The following is a 14811-nucleotide window of genomic DNA, read 5'->3' on the forward strand; positions in this document are numbered from 1 at the left end:
GAGGTAAAGCTTTGAAGATTAATTGGAATTCTAAATATACGACTATATCCATTTATTCATTTTTTGTAATTTGTGCTAGTATTATTTTTTATTTGATTGCATCAGAGATAAATTTGTTTCAAATTAAGGTAGGAAAAGCAATATCGATATTTATGCCCTTTATAATTGGATTTACTATGGCATATCTTTTTAATTTTATTTTAAAATTTTATGAAGAAAATTTATTAAATTTTAAAATTTTTAATGATTTAAAACCAAAAATTAAACGATTAATTGGATTGATTTTAACCTATGCAACAGTAGTATTACTAATTTATAGTTTTTTGAAGTTTATATTTCCTCAAGTTTTATCAAGTATAATGGGACTAGTAAATGATATTCCATATTACGTAAGCAAAATTACTGTTTTGGTTAATGACTTTAATAGTAAGTATGAGATACAGGAAGAATATTATAATTTTATAGTAGAGAAATGGACTCAGTATAGGGAGAGTATAATAAAATTTGCAACAGACCTTATACCTATATTAGGTAATACGGTTAAAAATATACTATCAAGTATATGGAATATAGTTCTTGGACTTATTATATCTATTTATTTACTAACGGATAAAGAGAAGGTTATGGCATTAAGTAAAAAAGTGACAAGAGCTTTGTTTTCTGAGGTAAGAGCAAATAGATTAATAGAGTTAGTGAATAGAGGGAATAATATATTTGGGAAATTTCTAATAGGGAAGATATTGGACTCTTTTATTATTGGTATTTTAACCTTTGTTGTTGTAACTATGGCTAAAATGCCTTATACAATTTTAATATCTTTTATAATTGGTATAACTAATATAATTCCATTCTTTGGACCATTTATTGGTGCTATACCTTCAGCAATTATTATATTATTTATATCACCTGTTAAAGCATTTTGGTTCTTAGTAATAGTACTTGTAATTCAACAAATAGATGGAAATATTATAGGACCAAAAATATTAGGAGATTCTTTAGGAATTTCTGCATTTTGGATTTTGTTTTCTTTGTTAATTACGGGAAAACTATTTGGATTATTAGGAATGATTATTGGAGTACCTTTATTTGTATTTATATATTCTATTATTAAAGAAATTGTTGAAGACAGATTAAAGAAAAAAGGACTGCCATGTGAAACTGATAAATATATATAAGTAAATCAGGTGAGAATTTTTTCTCACCTGATTTTTAATATTTTTTAATATATAAGTTAAAATTTAATTACTCTTAGAATAATACTTCTTTTAATTTTTCAATAAATAAAGCATTTTCTTCCATGGTTCCTATGGAAACCCTTATAAAATTTCCTGTCATAGGTCTTATAATAACTCCTCTTTTTTGTAACTCTAAAAATACTTCTTGCCCATTTTTACCTACATTAACAAATACATGATTTGTTTCTGATGGTGGGTAATAAAATTCTAGTTTATCAAATTCCTTACAAATATAGTTTTTACCTTCTAGATTAGCTTCATAACTTTTTTTTAGGAACTCAGTATCTTTTATAGCTGCTATTGCCGCAGCTTGTGCTAATATATTTACATTAAAAGGTCCTCTAACTTTATTTATATTTTCTAAAATATCTTTATTTCCAACAGTATAGGCTACTCTAATGCCAGCTAATCCATAGGCTTTGGAAAAGGTTCTCATAACTAAAAGATTAGGATATTTTTTTGATAATTCTATAGTATTAAAAGGATAATCATCTCTAGTAACATACTCTCTATAAGCTTCATCAGATATGACTAAAATATTAGAAGGAACATTACTAAGGAAGTCTATGAATTCTTTTTCTGTAATCATAGTACCTGTTGGATTATTTGGGTTACATATCCAGATGATTTTGGTCTTATTTGTAATTTTTCCTAAGATTCCATCTAAATCAAATGTGAATTTTTTTAATGGAACTATAATTGGAGTTCCACCCATCATTTCTGCAGTTTGTATGTATCTTGGAAATGTAATATCAGCCTTTATTATTTCATCATCTTTATCAATATATGTTTTTGCTATTAGGTCAATCATTTCATCAGAACCACCACTTGGTAAAACTTCATTAACATCTATTCCAAGGGCAGAAGCTAAGGTTTCTTTTAATTCTGTAGAATTTCCATCTGGATAAATAGCCAATTCATTTAAAGTATTGATTATAGCCTCTTTAACTTTTGGCGAGCAACCTAAAGGATTTTCATTAGATGCAAGTTTTATAACCTTATAAAGATTATATTCTCTTTTTACATCTTTAATAGGTTTTCCAGGTTTGTATGGCTCTAAATTCCTTATCTCATTCCTAAAATCAATTGACAATATAAACAACCCCTTTCTTGTTATAAAGACATCAGTATATTAATTGTAACAATAGCTTAACAATAAAAAAAGACTATGATAATAATATACCTTATGATATAATCAAAGGGGTAATTAATATTCCGATTTTTTTTAATAATAATTTACTAAAAATTTTGTGAAATGTGTAAAATAGGTTATGAAGATTTTCAATAAAATCTTTTAAATAAATATGCTGGTTAAGGGGGAAATGTATAATGAAAACATATTCAGCTGATAAAATCAGGAATGTAGCTTTACTAGGACATAGTAGTAGCGGGAAAACAACTTTAACTGAAGCAGTACTATTTGCAACAGGCGTAACAAAAAGACAGGGAAGAGTAGATGATGGAAATACTGTATCAGATTTCGATAAAGAAGAAATCGCACGTAAAGTATCTATTGGTACAACTGTTATCCCTGTGGAATGGAAAGACACAAAATTCAATTTATTAGACACACCAGGATATTTCGATTTTATTGGTGAAATGTATGGTGCAAAAAGAGCATCGGAAGGCTCTATATTACTAGTTGATGCTTCTTCTGGTATCGAAGTAGGTACAGAGAAGGCGTGGAAGAATTTAGAAAAATATATAACGCCAAGGATTATATTCCTTAATAAAATGGATAAAGAAGAGGTTAATTTTGAAAGTTTATTATCTAATTTGAAAGAAACATTTGGTGATAAAATTGTGCCTTTTACTTTACCTATTGGTGTATCTAATGGTTTTAAAGGCTTTGTATCTGTAATAGATGAAAAAGCCTATGAATATAATGGAATTGAAAGAAAAGAAGTAGAGATGACAGGAGAACAAAAAGACGAGATAGAATCTATAAAGGAAGGCTTAATGGAAAAAGTAGCAGAAACAGATGAAGCCTTAATGGAAAAGTATTTTGAGGGAGAAGAGTTTACTCAAGAGGAAATAGCTAAAGGACTAAAAACAGCAGTTATAAATGGAGATTTAGTACCTTTGATAGTAGGTTCAGCAGAAAAAGCTATAGGCTGTGATTTCTTATTAGAAATTATAGAAAGATATATTCCTTCTCCAAAAGAAATTGAAATAGTTAAAGGAATAAACGAAGATAAGGAAATAGAAAGAAAAGTAGATGTCAACGAACCATTTTCAGGGGTAGTATTTAAAACTATTATAGACCCATTTGTAGGCAAATTGACATTGTTTAAAGTAGTATCAGGGAAAATAACTAAAGATATGGAATTATACAATTCTACAAAGGATAAGGTAGAGAAATTAGGAGGATTATTTGTTCTTAGGGGTAAAAATCAAATTGAAGTTTCAGAAATCCAAGCTGGGGATATTGGGGCTACTGCAAAACTTAACTTTACTAGAACAGGTGATACTTTATGTTCAAAAAATAATTCAATACTTTACGAAGAAATTAAATATCCTCAACCAACATTATTCTTGGCTGTGGAACCAAAGGCTAAGGGTGACGAGGAAAAGATAGGAGTATCTTTACAAAAATTGACAGATGAGGATCCAACTTTTATCGTTCAAAGAAATGCAGAAACAAAACAACTTTTAATCGGTGGACAAGGAAATATGCAGCTAACAGTTATAGTTGATAAATTGAAAAACACCTTTGGAGTAGAAGTTAATTTAACCAATCCAAAGATTGCTTATAGGGAAACAATTAAAGGAACAGCTTCTGTACAAGGAAAACATAAAAAACAATCGGGCGGTGCAGGGCAATATGGAGATGTTCATATAAGATTTGAGCCATGTGAAGAGAAATTTGTATTTGCAGAGGAAGTATTTGGTGGTGCAGTGCCAAGAAACTATTTCCCAGCAGTAGAAAAGGGACTTGTAGATTCTCTTGAGCATGGAGTTTTAGCAGGATATCCAGTAGTTAATATGAAGGCAATTTTATTCGATGGTTCTTATCATCCAGTAGATTCTAATGAAATGGCATTTAAAATTGCAGCATCATTGGCATTTAAAAAAGGTATGGATGCAGCAAAGCCAATACTACTTGAGCCTATAATGAAGTATGAAATATCAATACCTGAGGATTATATGGGCGATGTTATGGGAGATATGAATAAACGAAGAGGTAGGATATTAGGAATGGAACAGCAGGATGATGGTACACAAAAGGTTAGTGCGGAAGCACCACATTCTGAGATGTTTGAATATGCAATAGATTTAAGAGCTATGACTCAAGCAAGAGGAAGTTTTACAATGGAATTTGCTAGATATGAAGAAGTTCCTTCTAATATTGCGGAAAAAATTATAGCAGAAGCAAAAGCTGAAAAAGAATAAGTAAAAAAAGGTCCAGCCAAATTTGGCTGGACCTTTTAGCATAAATTATTTATAAATATATTGTAAACAATATAAAATATAGATATAATATAATAAGAGAAAGGGCAAAGAAAGTCAAAGTCAAAGGAGGATTTAAATGCCTGGAATAAGCAATACTATAGAGCGTTTTATTAAGTCTATGATAGACATGGCTGAAGATAGGACTATAGAAATTCAGAGGAATGAATTAGCAGAAAAATTTGATTGTGCACCTTCACAGATAAATTATGTATTGACCACTAGATTTACTCCCTATAAAGGATATTATATTGAGAGTAGAAGAGGTGGTGGTGGGTATATTAAGATTATAAAAGTAGGAATAGATGAGAATGAAGATATCAATACTATTATATTAGATACTATTGGTGAATCAATTACGAAAAATAAAGCATATCATATAATTGATGGGTTGTTGGAAGAAGATTTTATTAGTAGTAGAGAAAGGGATATTATTAATGCTGCAATAGGAGATAGGGCTTTAAGTAAAGAAAATGCAACTACACGAAATGAATTAAGAGCAGATATTTTAAAAAATATTTTGTTGATTCTTGTTAAATAGGGGGTGTTATTTTGTTATGTCAAACTTGTCAAAAAAATAATGCAACTATTCATTTTACTAAGATAGTAAATGGTAGTGTTGAGGAAACACATCTATGTGATTCTTGTGCTAAAAAGAATAATGATTTAGATTTTGATTTTGATTTTCCTTTTTCTTTTCAAAAGATTTTTACAGGACTTATAGGCTCTATACAAGAAGGAAAAGAAGAAGTAAAAAATATTGTTTGTCCAGAATGTGGTTTAACTTATAAAAAGTTTATGGAAATAGGTAGATTTGGTTGTGCAAAGTGTTATGAAACATTTAGAGAGGATGTAGACTCCTTGTTAAAGGGAATACATGGGCATAATGAACATGGAGGAAAGATTCCCACTAAAGCAAGTAATAGAGCTATACAAAAAAAGGCAATTGAGTCTTTAAAAGTCCAATTAGAGGAGTCAATAGTTAAAGAAGATTTTGAGAGGGCTGCATTTCTAAGGGATGAAATAAAAAAATTAAAAAGCAAGACTGATAGTTATGAGAGGTGATAAACTTGATTAAATGGTTAGATGGTATAGGGAATGATGAAGATGTAGTGGTTAGTACAAGACTAAGAATTGCCAGAAATATGACTAATTATAAATTCCCAGATTTTATGACTATGGACGAATCAGAGTTTGTTACAGAAGAAATCTTAAATGCTATGAAGGGTAGAGAAGATATATATAAATTTTATAGGATTAAGGATTTATCTGAATTAGAAAAGGAAGTATTTGTTGAAGAACATCTAATAAGTCCTAATCTTGCACAAAGTACGAGTAATGGGAGCTTCCTTTTGAGAGATGATGAAAAGGCCACTATAATGATAAATGAGGAGGATCATATAAGAATACAAGTATTATTACCAGGGTTAAATATAGAAGAAGGGTGGAAAATTTCTTCGACTATAGATGATAATTTAGAAGAAAAGATTGAATATGCCTTTCATGATAGATTTGGATATTTAACATCCTGTCCTACTAATGTAGGTACTGGGCTTAGAGCATCTGTAATGGTTCATCTTCCAGCTTTATCTATTACAGGCCACTTAAATGCTATAATAGACGGGTTAGGGAAAATTGGTTTAACTGCGAGGGGGCTTTACGGTGAAGGCTCTAAAGCTTTAGGTCATTTATTTCAGATATCTAATCAAACTACATTAGGAGAAAAAGAAGAAGATATAATTAAAAAATTAAATAAAGTCATATACCAAATAGTTGAAAGAGAAAGAAGTACTAGGGAATTTCTTTTAGATAAGAAGAAGATTCAAATTGAAGATAAGATATTTAGGTCTTTTGGAATTTTAAGTTATAGTAGACTTATAACATCTAAAGAGGCAATGCTTCATTTATCTAATGTTAAATTAGGTTCTGATATGGGAATAATAAAAGATATAAAACCAAAAGATATTGTGAGGCTAATGATAGATATACAACCAGCTAGTATACAGACGAATTTTCAGAGAGATATGCTACAAGATGAAAGAGATATGTATAGAGCACAAATAATAAGAAATAATTTGATTAATATGGAGGGGTAGTAAATATGGCTATGTTTGGAAGATTTACTGAAAAAGCACAAAAGGCAATACTCTTGTCTCAGGAAGAAGCCAAGGGTCTGAAACATAACTATGTAGGAACAGAACATTTATTATTAGGGCTAGTGTCAGAAGGAGAAGGAGTGGCTGCAAAAGCACTATTACAATCTGGTGTTACGTTGGATAAAGTTAGGGAAGAAGTTATTTCAGCCATCGGAGAAGGTCAATATGGTGCAGATATTTTAGGATTTACGCCTAGAACTAAAAGAATATTTGAGTTAGGATTTATTGAAGCAAGAAATTTAGGACATAATTATGTTGGTACAGAGCATTTGTTACTTGGATTATTAGCTGAAGGCGAAGGAGTTGCAATTGTTGTATTGAAAAAGTTAGGAGTAGATATAAATAAACTTGGAGAATTAATTCTTAGTATGGTAACAGATGTAGGACCAAAACAAGGACAAAATGTAGAAAGTAGCAGTCAAAACACTCCTAATTTAGCTAAATATAGTACTGATTTAAATAAACTAGCAGCCTCTGGAAAAATTGATCCTGTAATTGGTAGAATGAAGGAAATAGAAAGAGTAATTCAGGTCTTAAGTAGAAGGACTAAAAATAATCCAGTATTAATTGGTGAACCAGGTGTGGGAAAAACTGCTATTGCAGAAGGTCTTGCTCAAAAGATAATTGAAGGGCAAGTACCAGAGATTATAAAGAATAAAAGAGTTGTTACATTGGATTTACCAGGAATGATAGCAGGGGCAAAATATAGGGGTGAATTTGAAGAGAGATTAAAATCTGTGATGCAGGAACTAAAAGAAGCAGGAGATGTAATACTCTTCATAGATGAATTGCATACAATAGTAGGTGCTGGAGCTGCTGAAGGTGCAATAGATGCTTCAAATATACTGAAACCAGTATTGGCCCGTGGTGAATTACAAATAGTAGGTGCAACAACTATAGATGAATATAGAAAATATATTGAAAAAGATTCTGCCTTAGAGAGAAGATTACAAACTATTATGGTAGAAGAACCTAGTGTAGAAGATACTATAAAGATATTAGAAGGTTTAAGAGATAGATATGAAGCTCATCATAGAGTAAAAATAACAGACGAAGCTATAAAAACTGCTGCAGAATTATCAAGCAGGTATATAACTGACAGGTTTTTACCTGATAAGGCTATTGATTTAATAGATGAAGCTGCTTCGATGATTAGGATAAATTCTTATGTTGCACCAGATGATTTAAAGAAATTAGAAGAAAGACTTGAGGAATTATCTCAAGAAAAAGAAGAAGCAATAAATACTCAAAACTATGAAAAAGCAGCAAAAATAAGAGATGTGGAAAGGCAAGTAAAAGAAGAACTGGAGAATAATAAGGCAAGATGGGAACAGGAGAAGCAAACCTCAAATATGGTAGTTAATTATGAGGAAATAGCTAAAGTGGTATCTAACTGGACAGGAATACCAGTTACAAAAATGACCACAGAAGAGTCTGAAAGATTATTAAATCTAGAGGAGATATTACATGAAAAGGTTATTGGACAAGAACAAGCAGTGAACGCTATATCTAGTGCAGTAAGAAGGTCGAGGGTTGGACTTAAAGATCCTAAAAAACCAGTTGGAAGTTTTATATTTGTAGGGCCTACAGGTGTAGGTAAAACTTATTTAGCAAAGGCTTTAGCAGAAGCTTTATTTGGTGATGAAGATGCTATGATAAGGATAGATATGTCAGAGTATATGGAGAAACATTCTGTTTCTAGGTTAGTAGGTTCTCCTCCAGGATACGTTGGATATGATGAAGGTGGACAGCTGACAGAAGCTGTAAGAAGAAAACCCTATGCAGTAGTTTTATTTGATGAAATTGAGAAGGCACATCCAGATGTATTTAATATGCTTTTGCAAATATTAGATGATGGTAGACTTACAGATTCCAAAGGAAAAACTGTTGATTTTAAAAATACAGTTATTATAATGACTTCAAATGTTGGCGCTACATCTATTAGGAAGCAAAATGTACTAGGATTCTCTATAGGCAAAGAAGAGAATAAGGAAGAATATGAAAAGATGAAAGAAACCATAACTGAAGATTTAAAGAGAACTTTTAGACCTGAATTCTTAAATAGACTAGATGAAATTATAGTTTTTCACAGCTTAGAGGAAGAACATGTGAAGGAAATTGTAGAAATTATGATAAAAGATTTAGAGAAACGCCTTTTAAAAATTGGGGTTAAAATACAAGTGTCAAAGAATACACAATCCCATATAGCTAGCAAAGGATTTGATCCTGTATACGGAGCAAGACCCCTTGAAAGAACTATAAGAAGAATGATAGAAGATCAGCTCGCAGAAGAGATATTAAAAGGTAATGTGTCTAAGGACGATGATATAATCATCGATTATGAAAATGATAAATTAACATTTAAAAGATAGGGAATGATTAATATATCATTCCCCAATATTCTGGGGGAAAAAATGAAGAAAAAAACTATGTATATATGTGAAAATTGTGGATATCGGAGTATTGGACATTTAGGAAGATGTCCAGAATGTAATTCTTGGGGAAGTTTAAAAGAAACTATAATTGATGAAAAAAAAGGAGTTCTTAACTCTGGCAGAGGTTTAGAAAAAAGGCCTATTAGAAGATTACAAGATATAGTGGCTACCAATAGTGATAGAATAATAACAAATATAAATGAATTTAATAGAGTAATGGGAGGTGGAATAGTTAAGGATTCTATAACAATACTTTCTGCAAAACCAGGAGCTGGAAAATCCACCTTACTTTTACAGGTAGCAAATGATTTAGCTAAGATGGACTACAAGGTTCTATATGCATCAGGAGAAGAAAGTGAATCCCAGATAAAGAATAGAGCAGATAGAATTATAAATAAGATTGATTCCAATGTCTGGGTAATGTCTGATAATAGTATGGATAATGTTCTAGATAGTATAGAAGAGATTGATCCGGATTTGATTATTATAGATAGTATTCAAACCTTTGTTCTTGGAGAATTTTCTAGCTCTAGGGCAGGTTCACCAACCCAAACTATGGAGTGCGCAAATGCTTTAGTTAAGATAGCTAAAAATCAAGACAGACCTAGAGCTGTTATTTTAATAGGACAGATGACGAAAGAAGATGAAATTGCTGGAGTGAGAGCGCTAGAGCATTTAGTTGATGCTGTACTTATTATAGAAGGTGAAAGTGGTGAAGAATTAAGAACATTGCTTACTACAAAAAATAGATATGGCTCTACAGGAGAAATGGGATTTTTTTATATAACTGATAAGGGAATGATTTCTATAGATAATCCCTCTGAATATTTTATGACAGCCAGAGAAGGAAATAGTATAATGCCAGGGTCAGCAATAACTGTGGTTAGAGAAGGAACAAGACCGATTATTTTGGAAATAGAATCTTTAGTTTCTGAATCTTTTACGCCATATCCTTCAAGGATAGGAGAATGTTTGAAAAGAGAACAGTTAAATACTTTGGTATCCATAATAGAACAAAGGGGTGGAATAAGGTTTTATGATAAAAATGTGGTTATAAAAACTACTGGAGGAATAAAGTTAAAGGAACAAGCCTCAAACTTAGCAGTACTTATGAGCATTATATCTTCAGTAAAATATAAAGGTATATTAAATGATACTGTATTTATATCAGATGTTGGATTAACTGGAGAATTAAAAAGAGTTCCATCTTTGGAAGCAAGACTTAGAGAACTAGATAGAATGGGATTTAAAAGAGTATATGTAGCTCCTAATAGTGGAAAAGGAATAAAAACATCAAATCTTAAAATTGTAGAACTAGAAACTTTAAGAGATGTGATTAAAGATGTTTTTGATTAAAGATATAGAAAAATAGGCTAGAATTAATTCTAGCCTATTTTCTATAATTTAAAGCTCAAAAATGGCACAGTCTATTCTATTTCAAACTAAATACACCAAGAGTTTTAATAGTATTATATTCCTTTTTTAATATTTCATCCATATTCAAATCTAAAGAATTACATAAAGCAGCTAGATAAAAGAGATAGGAGCCTATTTCTTCATTAAGAACTTCTTTACAACCATCACAAATATTACCTTCAACATGAGTCTTAGTAGAATCTAGCATTTCTTCAAAAGTTTCTTTACTGTAGTCTTGCTTAGTTGCATTAATAGAAATGCATCCACAAGAAGTTACAGATTTTGCAACAGCCCTATTAATTCGAGCGTTATACTCATCTAATTTTGTCATCATATCTAATATACTTTTATGCCTAATAAGAACCTTAGAAACTTGTTCTTGAAAATTTTTACATGTTGAATTCATATCTGAATTTATAATATTGTCATTCATATTCTCCACTCCCGTCAAAAGATTATTTGCTATAGTTCAATTATACTTATGAAGACAAGCAGTTGTCAAATATTTCTATTAATTATTCATAAAGATTTATTAGATTAATAATTACATAATGATTTTTGAAAATACAATTAAAAGGGGATTGACAATTGAAATGTGTCTATGATAAAATATAAACTTTACAATTCCAGCATTTTAATGTATAATAAAATAGAAAGGTAGATAGGAGGTATTCAGATGTTTAATATTGGAGATAAAGTAGTATATCCTATGCATGGTGCTGGAGTTATTGAAGGCATAGAAGAGAAAGAAATTTTAGGAGAAAAAAGAAAATATTTTATTATGAGAATGCCTATTGGAGATATGAAGGTAATGGTTCCTGTAGATAATATTGAAGAAGTAGGTGTAAGAGAAATAATAAATACATCGGATTTAGATAAAGTAATCTCAATATTGAAGGGCACCAAAACTGCCATGCCGCAAAATTGGAATAGAAGATATAGAATAAATATGGATAAGATAAAATCTGGAGATATATTTGAAATTGCAGCTGTTGTTCGGAATCTTCTAATGATGGATATGGAAAAGGGATTATCTACAGGAGAAAGAAAAATGTTAGGTTCCGCAAAGCAGATGCTGCTATCTGAAATGGTTTTAGTTGCTGATTCTGATATTGATAAAATTGAGGAATTAGTATTGGATGCAATAAAATGCGAAGAAGAAATAGAAACTAAAGAAATTTAATTTGATAAATATGAATATAGGGTTTATTTTTATGAAAAAGTGGTAATAATTATATTAAACTAGGAGGTGAATTGATGATTGATAAAATTTTAAAAGGAGTCATTGGATTAATAGGAGCGTTGATGGGATATAGTATTTTAACTCTATTTATCAATCTAGAGATTATTCAAATGTCTAGAGGAGGATGGCTTAATTTAATAGTACATCTAGGTACTTCGATTTTATTTGGAATTATATTTTTTACTTTATCATCAAGAATAATTGAGAGAGGTAGAAGGTTAGTAAAGTTAATTGAGAATGAGTTGGAAAAATTTTCTGTATATGATATTACTATATCTTCTGTTGGACTTATTGTAGGATTACTAATAGCATTTTTATTATCCCAGCCACTTAATAGCTCTGGTATACCATATGTTGGAGTTATAGCATCAATTATGCTTTATAGCATATTCGGATATTTAGGATTGACTATTCCCCATAGAAAAAGGGATGACATATCTTCAACATTAGGAAATATAAGAAGAAGTCCCAAAGACAGGATGAAATCCCAAAATCGTTCATGTCCAAAGATATTAGATACATCTGTTATAATTGATGGTAGAATAGCTGATATTTGTAAGACTGGATTTATTGAAGGGCCTCTTATTATTCCAGAGTTTGTATTGGAAGAGTTACAACATATTGCAGATTCTTCAGATTCTTTAAAAAGGAATAGAGGAAGAAGAGGACTCGATATCTTGAATAAGATACAAAAAGAGTTAGATATTGAAGTGATAATAAATGATAAAAAATTTGATGATGTTCAAGAAGTTGACTCAAAATTGCTAAAATTAACTCAGCTACTTAAAGGAAAAATAATAACTAATGATTATAACTTAAATAAAGTTGCAGAGGTGCAAGGGATATATGTATTAAATATAAATGAACTTGCTAATGCAGTAAAACCAGTAGTACTTCCAGGTGAAGAAATGTTGGTTCAGGTAGTAAGAGATGGAAAAGAATTAAATCAAGGTCTTGCATATTTAGATGATGGTACTATGATTGTTGTAGAAAGTGGAAGAAAGTTTATTGGGGAAACTATAGACGTAGTAGTAACATCAGTTCTCCAAACATCTGCTGGAAGGATGATATTTGCTAAACCGAAATCAATGGTAGATAAAGCAGTTTAGGACCCAGATGGGTCTTTTTTCTTTTTGGACATAATAAATACTGTTTATTGTTTTAATATACTATGTTATAATATTCTGAGAGGTGAATAGGATGTATGAAAACTACTATGTATCTGTTATTATTGCTGCAGCAGGAATGAGCAACAGAATGGGAAGTAAAATCAATAAACAATTTATAGCTATAGATGGAAAACCTATACTTGCTCATACAATAGAAAAATTTGAGAGATGCAGATACATCGATGAAATAATCTTAGTAGCTAAAGAGGAAGAAATTGAGTATTGTAGAAAAGAAATCGTTAAAAGATACAAATTTAATAAGGTGGCTAATATAATTAGGGGCGGGAAAGAACGACAAGATTCTATATATAATGGAATATTGGCCTTGAGTGAAAAAACTGATATAGTTTTAACCCATGATGGGGCAAGACCTTTTGTAAATATAGAAAATATTGAAGATGGCATAAAGGGTACCACTGCCTATGGTGCTTGTGTAATAGGAGTTCCAGTAACAGATACAATTAAAGTAGTAGGAGAAAATAAAACTATAGATAATACTCCGCAGAGGGCTTTGCTTTGGGCTGCTCAGACACCTCAATGTTTTTTAAAACATATACTTATTAAAGGATATGAAAGAGCCATATCTAATGGATTTATTGGGACAGATGATAGTTCTATAGTTGAGAGAATAGGCTATGATGTTAAGATGATTATGGGATCTTACGAAAATATTAAAATTACTACTCCTAAAGATATAATTCTTGCGGAATCTTTGTTTAAGGATAAGGATATAATTTTCAGAAGGAGAGAGTTTATTCTTCAAAGTAGATAATATAGATAGGTGATAATATGAGAATAGGATTTGGTTATGATGTTCATCAACTGATAGAGGAAAGAAAATTGATTATAGGCGGAGTAGAAATTCCTTTTGAAAAAGGACTACTAGGGCATTCTGATGCAGATGTTCTTATTCATGCCATAATGGATAGCATATTAGGGGCATTGGCTTTAGGTGATATTGGAAAGCATTTTCCAGATACAGATAATAAGTATAAGGATATTTCTAGTGTTTATCTTTTATCCCAAGTATTTAAATTAATGAATGATAAAGGTTACGATATAGGTAATATTGATGCTACTATTGTTGCCCAAAAACCTAAATTAGCTCCTTATATAGAAGATATGAGGGTTAAAATTGCAGAAACCTTACATACATCTACAGATAATATAAATATAAAAGCTACCACAACAGAATGGCTAGGTTTTGTAGGGAGAGAAGAGGGTATTTCATCATATAGTGTTTGTTTACTTGAAAAATAAAATAATTGACATAATATAATACTATTAGTATAATGTGGATATATTATATAGACAAAGATGGGAAATAGTAAATATTACAGGTCCTAGAGAGGAGGTCAAAGGGTGGAAGACTTCTGTCCTTCCTAATATTGAACCTATCCTTGAGTTTTTAAGCCATAAAGCTTAAACGGTTGTGCGTTATAACTATTGAGTGAACCTTTACTAGGTTTATTAGAGTGGTACCGCGGAATTCAACCTTTCGTCTCTAGAGCAAGAGATGAAAGGTTTTTTTATGATCTAACCCGATTTGCGTTTCTTGCAAATTGATGATAGGTCAAACGAACGAGCACCAAATCTATACGACCGTAGCGAGTAAATAGATTTGAGTTTCGAGACTGCTTATGACCTAACTTAGCGAACGAAGTGAGCTTTAGTAGGTCAAACGCAACGAGCACCAAATCTATACGA

Annotated in this window: 13 protein-coding genes and 1 other annotated feature; of the genes, 11 read left to right on the forward strand and 2 right to left on the reverse strand. The window is 30.8% G+C overall.

The window, feature by feature from the left end; genetic code table 11:
• Window positions 1-11 precede the first annotated feature (11 nt).
• Window positions 12-1175 (forward strand): AI-2E family transporter, encoded by a 1164-nt coding sequence (locus RT714_RS13505; RefSeq protein ID WP_313758327.1) that lies wholly within the window; start codon window positions 12-14, stop codon window positions 1173-1175.
• Between the two features lie 73 nt (window positions 1176-1248).
• Here the strand turns inward: RT714_RS13505 and hisC are convergent, their stop codons facing one another.
• Window positions 1249-2328, reverse strand: coding sequence for a histidinol-phosphate transaminase (hisC, locus tag RT714_RS13510; RefSeq protein ID WP_313758328.1), 1080 nt, complete (start codon window positions 2326-2328; stop codon window positions 1249-1251).
• A gap of 236 nt (window positions 2329-2564) precedes the next feature.
• On the opposite strand from hisC, the gene fusA reads away from it, so the two are divergent.
• From fusA to radA, 6 genes are all read left to right on the forward strand, one after another.
• The gene (fusA, locus tag RT714_RS13515; protein WP_313758329.1) at window positions 2565-4628 is read left to right on the forward strand and encodes an elongation factor G; all 2064 of its coding nucleotides are present in this window, start codon (window positions 2565-2567) and stop codon (window positions 4626-4628) included.
• Between the two features lie 136 nt (window positions 4629-4764).
• On the forward strand, window positions 4765-5226 hold the full coding sequence (locus RT714_RS13520) for a CtsR family transcriptional regulator (protein ID WP_313758331.1): 462 nt from the start codon (window positions 4765-4767) through the stop codon (window positions 5224-5226).
• Between the two features lie 11 nt (window positions 5227-5237).
• Entirely contained in the window at window positions 5238-5750 is a 513-nt protein-coding gene (locus RT714_RS13525; protein WP_313758332.1) for a UvrB/UvrC motif-containing protein, read from the forward strand.
• Window positions 5751-5755: 5 nt separating this feature from the next.
• Complete coding sequence (locus RT714_RS13530) at window positions 5756-6781, forward strand: protein arginine kinase (RefSeq protein WP_313758333.1); 1026 nt, start codon at window positions 5756-5758, stop codon at window positions 6779-6781.
• A gap of 5 nt (window positions 6782-6786) precedes the next feature.
• On the forward strand, window positions 6787-9213 hold the full coding sequence (locus RT714_RS13535; protein ID WP_313758334.1) for an ATP-dependent Clp protease ATP-binding subunit: 2427 nt from the start codon (window positions 6787-6789) through the stop codon (window positions 9211-9213).
• A gap of 42 nt (window positions 9214-9255) precedes the next feature.
• Window positions 9256-10632 (forward strand): DNA repair protein RadA, encoded by a 1377-nt coding sequence (gene radA, locus RT714_RS13540; RefSeq protein ID WP_313758335.1) that lies wholly within the window; start codon window positions 9256-9258, stop codon window positions 10630-10632.
• Between the two features lie 76 nt (window positions 10633-10708).
• On the opposite strand, the gene RT714_RS13545 is transcribed toward radA, so the two are convergent.
• The gene (locus RT714_RS13545) at window positions 10709-11125 is read right to left on the reverse strand and encodes a DUF1573 domain-containing protein (protein ID WP_313758336.1); all 417 of its coding nucleotides are present in this window, start codon (window positions 11123-11125) and stop codon (window positions 10709-10711) included.
• A gap of 243 nt (window positions 11126-11368) precedes the next feature.
• Here RT714_RS13545 and RT714_RS13550 point away from each other — a divergent pair, with 243 nt between their 5' ends.
• The 4 genes from RT714_RS13550 to ispF all read left to right on the forward strand — a co-directional run bounded on the left by RT714_RS13550 (window position 11369) and on the right by ispF (window position 14364).
• Window positions 11369-11875 carry a CarD family transcriptional regulator gene (locus tag RT714_RS13550; RefSeq protein ID WP_313758338.1) on the forward strand — a complete coding sequence of 169 codons (507 nt, stop codon included), beginning with the start codon at window positions 11369-11371 and terminating at the stop codon, window positions 11873-11875.
• A 74-nt stretch (window positions 11876-11949) separates the two neighbouring features.
• Window positions 11950-13044: a PIN/TRAM domain-containing protein gene (locus RT714_RS13555; protein ID WP_313758340.1), complete on the forward strand. Its 1095-nt coding sequence runs from the start codon at window positions 11950-11952 to the stop codon at window positions 13042-13044.
• Window positions 13045-13135: 91 nt separating this feature from the next.
• Window positions 13136-13876: a 2-C-methyl-D-erythritol 4-phosphate cytidylyltransferase gene (ispD, locus tag RT714_RS13560; RefSeq protein ID WP_313758341.1), complete on the forward strand. Its 741-nt coding sequence runs from the start codon at window positions 13136-13138 to the stop codon at window positions 13874-13876.
• 17 nt (window positions 13877-13893) lie between these two features.
• The gene (gene ispF / locus RT714_RS13565) at window positions 13894-14364 is read left to right on the forward strand and encodes a 2-C-methyl-D-erythritol 2,4-cyclodiphosphate synthase (RefSeq protein WP_313758342.1); all 471 of its coding nucleotides are present in this window, start codon (window positions 13894-13896) and stop codon (window positions 14362-14364) included.
• A 45-nt stretch (window positions 14365-14409) separates the two neighbouring features.
• Window positions 14410-14613 (forward strand) — a binding site (T-box leader).
• Window positions 14614-14811: the final 198 nt, after the last annotated feature.

Origin of the sequence: Tissierella sp. (genome assembly GCF_032104385.1) — a bacterium.
Lineage (GTDB): Bacteria > Bacillota > Clostridia > Tissierellales > Tissierellaceae > Tissierella.

Bases quoted from the DNA above. Each gene is read 5' to 3' on its own strand.
- RT714_RS13550 (WP_313758338.1), top strand. From the start codon at position 11,369: ATGTTTAATATTGGAGATAAAGTAGTATATCCTATGCATGGTGCTGGA.
- RT714_RS13520 (WP_313758331.1), top strand. From the start codon at position 4,765: ATGCCTGGAATAAGCAATACTATAGAGCGTTTTATTAAGTCTATGATA.
- RT714_RS13535 (WP_313758334.1), top strand. From the start codon at position 6,787: ATGGCTATGTTTGGAAGATTTACTGAAAAAGCACAAAAGGCAATACTC.
- RT714_RS13545 (WP_313758336.1), bottom strand. From the start codon at position 11,125: ATGAATGACAATATTATAAATTCAGATATGAATTCAACATGTAAAAAT.
- fusA (WP_313758329.1), top strand. From the start codon at position 2,565: ATGAAAACATATTCAGCTGATAAAATCAGGAATGTAGCTTTACTAGGA.
- ispF (WP_313758342.1), top strand. From the start codon at position 13,894: ATGAGAATAGGATTTGGTTATGATGTTCATCAACTGATAGAGGAAAGA.
- ispD (WP_313758341.1), top strand. From the start codon at position 13,136: ATGTATGAAAACTACTATGTATCTGTTATTATTGCTGCAGCAGGAATG.
- radA (WP_313758335.1), top strand. From the start codon at position 9,256: ATGAAGAAAAAAACTATGTATATATGTGAAAATTGTGGATATCGGAGT.
- RT714_RS13555 (WP_313758340.1), top strand. From the start codon at position 11,950: ATGATTGATAAAATTTTAAAAGGAGTCATTGGATTAATAGGAGCGTTG.